The organism is Streptomyces radicis, from assembly GCF_003626575.1.
Classification (GTDB): Bacteria; Actinomycetota; Actinomycetes; order Streptomycetales; family Streptomycetaceae; genus Streptomyces; species Streptomyces radicis.
Genome location: NZ_RBDY01000062.1, coordinates 1 through 4,818 on the forward strand (window position 1 = coordinate 1; position 4,818 = coordinate 4,818).

A 4,818-nucleotide genomic window follows, 5' to 3' on the forward strand; every position below is an offset into this window, starting at 1 on the left:
TGGTTCATACGGCTGGTGCGTTGGATGACGCGGTGTTCACGGCGTTGACTCCGGGGCATCTGGATGCGGTTCTGGCGCCGAAGGCCGATGCCGCCGAGCATCTGTATGAGCTGACCCGGGACCGGGACTTGGCCGCCTTTGTGCTGTTCTCCTCGGCTGCGGGGACTCTTGGCAATCCTGGGCAGGCGAACTACGCGGCGGCGAACGCGTATCTCGACGCCCTCGCCCACCAGCACCGCGCCGATGGCCACCCCACCACCACCCTCGCCTGGGGCCTGTGGGAGCAGGCGAGCGAGATGACGGGCAAGTTGAGCGGGGCCGAGCGGCGGCTGAGCCGACGGGACGGGATTGTCGGCTTGTCGGCGGGGGAGGGGTTGGCGTTGTTCGACGCTGCTCTGGCGAGTGGTGAGCCGGTCGTTCTTCCTGTGAAGCTCGACATCGCCGCGCTGGGTCGTGGTGGGTCCGAGGAGGTTCCCGCGCTGCTGCGTGGTCTGGTGCGGCGTCCCGCGCGCCGGGCCGTGCACACGGCCTCGGCGGATCGGGAGTCCCTGGCCCAGCGCCTGGCCGGCCTTGCCGACGCCGATCGTGATCGTCTGCTGCTGGATCTGGTGCGTACCCATGCGGCCGCCGTGCTGGGGCGGGGTGCCAGCGATGTCATCGGTCCTGAACAGGCGTTCAAACAGCTGGGGTTCGACTCGCTCACCGCCGTCGAGTTGCGCAACCGCCTCAACCAGGCCACCGGACTCCGCCTCCCCGCCACCCTCGTCTTCGACCACCCCAACCCCACCGCACTCGCCCACCACCTCCGCGACGGACTGGTGGCCTCCCAGGAGACGACCCCGTCCGTGCTGGCGGAGTTGGAAAAGCTGGAACAGGCGCTTTTCGCCGACGCCGTGGAGAAGGAATTGCACTCTCAGGTGAAGGCGCGTTTGCAGGCCATCGCCGCCAGGTGGGAGATCAACGGAAACGCATCGGACGACGAGGAATTCGGCCTTGAGTCGGCGTCGGACGACCAGATATTCGAGATGATCGACAACGAACTCGGCCTGTGAGGGACGGTTTCACCATGGCGAACGACGAGAAGTTGCGCGATTACCTCAAGCGGGTGGTCGCCGAGCTCAAGAAGACCCAGAAGCGCCTGCTCGATGTCGAGTCGGAGAAATCCGAGCCGATCGCGATCATCGGCATGGCCTGCCGCCTGCCGGGCGGGGTCGCCTCGCCCGAGGACCTGTGGCGCCTGGTGGACCAGGGTGTCGACGGCGTCTCCGCCTTCCCCGACGACCGGGGCTGGGACCTCGAAGGACTCTACGACCCCGACCCCGATCAATCGGGCACGTCCTATGTGCGCGAGGGTGGCTTCCTGTACGACGCCGGAGAATTCGACGCGGATTTCTTCGAGATATCGCCGCGTGAGGCGCTGGCTCTCGACCCGCAGCAGCGGCTGTTGCTGGAAACGTCGTGGGAGGCGTTGGAGCGTGCGGGCATCGACCCGACCTCGCTGCGCGGCACCAGCACGGGCGTCTTCGCCGGAGTCATGCATCACGATTACGGCAGTAACGTCGCCAAGGCCCCGGAAGGCACGGAAGGTTATCTCGGGGTCAGCACCGCGGCCGCCGTCGTCTCGGGGCGCGTCTCCTACTCGCTCGGCCTCGAGGGCCCCGCCGTGAGCGTGGACACGGCCTGCTCCTCGTCGCTGGTGGCGATGCACCTGGCGGCGCAGGCGTTGCGGAGTGGGGAGTGCTCGCTCGCGTTGGCGGGTGGGGTGACGGTGATGGCCACTCCGGGGCTCTTCGTGGAGTTCTCGCGGCAGCGTGGGCTGGCGGTCGATGGGCGGTGCAAGGCGTTCGCGGCGGCGGCGGATGGTACGGGGTGGGCCGAGGGCGTGGGTGTGGTGCTGTTGGAGCGGCTGTCGGACGCTCGGCGGAACGGTCATCGGGTGCTGGCGGTGGTGCGGGGGTCGGCGGTCAACCAGGATGGCGCGTCGAACGGTCTGACCGCGCCGAACGGCCCCTCCCAGCAGCGGGTGATCCGGGCCGCGTTGGCCAACGCCCGGCTCACCCCGGGCGACATCGACGCGGTGGAGGCGCATGGCACGGGGACGACGTTGGGTGATCCGATCGAGGCGCAGGCCCTGCTCGCGACCTATGGCAGGGACCGGCCTGCCGAACGGCCGCTCTATCTGGGGTCGTTGAAGTCGAACATCGGTCACACGCAGGCGGCGGCTGGTGTGGCCGGGGTGATCAAGATGGTGCAGGCGTTGCGGCACGGCACCCTGCCCAGGACGTTGCATGTGGATGAGCCCAGCCCGAAGGTGGAGTGGTCGGCGGGGGCGGTGGAGTTGCTGACCGACGCCCGGGACTGGCCGCGCGGCGAGCGCCCCCGGTTCCTTGGCGTCTCCGCCTTCGGCGCCAGCGGCACCAACGCGCACGTCATCATCGAAGAGGCGCCACCCGCCGAGGAAGAGCCGGGCGCCCCTGAGGCGGACACCGCGTCCGTGCTCCCGCTGCCCGTGTCCGCGGGGACGTCCGAGGCGTTGCGGGGTCAGGCGCGGCGGCTTGCCGAGCATGTGGCGGCGCACCCTGACGAGTCGCTGGCGGATGTCGCCTCGACGTTGATCCATGGGCGGGCTGCCCTGGAGGAGCGGGCCGTGGTCGTGGCCGGGGATCGCGAGGACGCCTTGACCGGTCTCCAGGCGTTGGCCGATGGTCAGCCCGCGCCGCATCTCATCACCGGCACGGCGCGCGAGCTGGCCAAGACTGTCTTTGTCTTTCCCGGTCAGGGGACGCAGTGGGCCGGTATGGGCGCCGAGCTCTACGGTGCCTCGCCGGTTTTCGCGGAGGCCGTCGATGAGGTGGCGGCTGTTCTTGATCCGCTGACGGGTTGGTCGCTGCTGGAGTTGATTCGGCAGGGTGACAACGCGCCGTCGTTCGATCGTGTCGATGTGATCCAGCCCGCCTCCTTTGCCCTGATGGTGTCGTTGGCGAGGTTGTGGGAGGCGCATGGGGTGGTTCCGGACGCTGTTGTCGGTCACTCCCAGGGGGAGATCGCGGCGGCGTATGTGGCCGGGGCTCTGACCCTCGACGACGCGGCGACCGTGGTGGCGTTGCGGAGCAGGGCGATCGCGGCTCATCTGGCCGGGCGTGGTGGCATGGCTTCGGTTCCGCTTCCTCCTGAGGAGGTCCGGGAGCTTCTCACCGGCTATCCGGGTCTTGAGGTCGCGGCGTTCAACGGGCCGCACTCCACGGTCGTCGCCGGTGACCCCGGGGCTCTCGACGGGCTTCTCGCCCACTGCGAGAGCCAGGACATTCGCGCGCGTCGGATCCCCGTGGACTATGCCTCGCACACCAGCCATGTCGAGGCGATCCACGAGCACTTGACCACGCTCCTGGGTGAGCTGGCACCCAAGCCGCCCCGCGTTCCCTTCTACTCCACGCTCGAACAGGACTGGCTCACCCCCGGCACCCCCCTCGACGCCGACTACTGGTACCGGAACCTGCGGCACCCCGTGCACTTCGCGTCCGCGACCCGCACCCTCGCCGACGCGGGCCACTCGACGTTTGTCGAGGTCAGCACCCACCCCGTCCTGACCCACAGCATCCAGGACGCCAACCCCGACGCCACCGTCACCGGGACACTCCGCCGCGACGAGGGCGGCCACCGGCGCCTCCTCGCCTCCCTGGCCGCGCTCCACACCCACGGCAGGCCCCTCGACTGGCGCGTTCCCCAGACCCCCACCCGGGCCGACCTGCCCACCTACCCCTTCCAGCACCAGCGTTACTGGCTGGAGCCGACGTCCTCCGCCACGGATGTCTCCACCGTCGGGCTCACCGCGACCGACCACCCCCTCCTCGGCGCCATCGTGCCCGTCGCCACCGAGGACAGCGTGATCCTCACCGGGCAGCTCTCCCTCCGCACGCACCCGTGGCTGGCGGATCACGCGGTGTTCGGCACGGTTCTCCTCCCCGGTGCCGCTCTTGTCGAGCTCGCCATCCGGGCCGGGGACGAGGCCGGGGCCGGGGCGCTGGACGAGCTGATCATTCACGCCCCGTTGACCCTGCCCGAACACCACGCCCTCCACCTCCAGACCACCGTCGATGCCCCCGATGAGACGGGGCGTCGTCCGGTGGTCATCCACTCCAGGGCCGCCGACGCCGAATCCCAGACCTCCTGGACTTTGCATGCCAGCGGGTATCTCGTCGTCGAACCGGCTGCCTCGGTCGAGGAGTTGGCGTTCGCGCAGTGGCCGCCCGCCGGTGCGACTCCCGTTGATCTGGACAGCTTCTACTCCCAACGGTTCGAGGCGGGGTACGAGTACGGCCCCACCTTCCAGGGCCTGCGCCGGGCATGGACCCGCGATGGTGAGGTGTTCGCCGAGATCGCCCTCCCCGACGAGGAAAGCGGCACGGCGCGGCTCTTCGGCCTCCACCCCGCCCTGCTCGATGCGGCGCTTCAGACCACGCATCTCAGTCCGGCTGCCCGGACGGATCACGCGCGGGGCGAGATCCCGCTGCCGTTCGCCTGGAACGGCGTCGGCCTGCACGCCACCGGCGCCACGGCCCTCCGCGTGCGGACCACCGTCACCGAGAAGGGGGGCGTGTCCCTGCACCTGGCCGACCAGGCGGGCCAGCCGGTGGCCTCGGTGGCGGAGCTGGTGTCCCGGCCCATCGCCGTCGAACAACTGCGCATCGGGCGCTCCTCGGTGGGGGAGTCGTTGTTCCGGGTGGAATGGGTTCCGTTCACCGTGGGGGAGGTCGCCGCTGAGATTCCCGAGGATGTTGATCTGCTGGATCTCACCGGTACCACCGGCGACGTGCGTGG

General features: G+C 69.7%; 2 protein-coding genes. Both read left to right on the forward strand.

Annotated elements, in window-relative coordinates; all coding sequences use genetic code 11:
* The coding region (locus D7318_RS32165) for a beta-ketoacyl reductase (protein ID WP_120700785.1) at nt 1-1,052 on the forward strand (1,052 nt) is incomplete at its 5' end.
* A 14-nt stretch (nt 1,053-1,066) separates the two neighbouring features.
* The coding region (locus D7318_RS32170) for a type I polyketide synthase (RefSeq protein WP_120700786.1) at nt 1,067-4,818 on the forward strand (3,752 nt) is incomplete at its 3' end.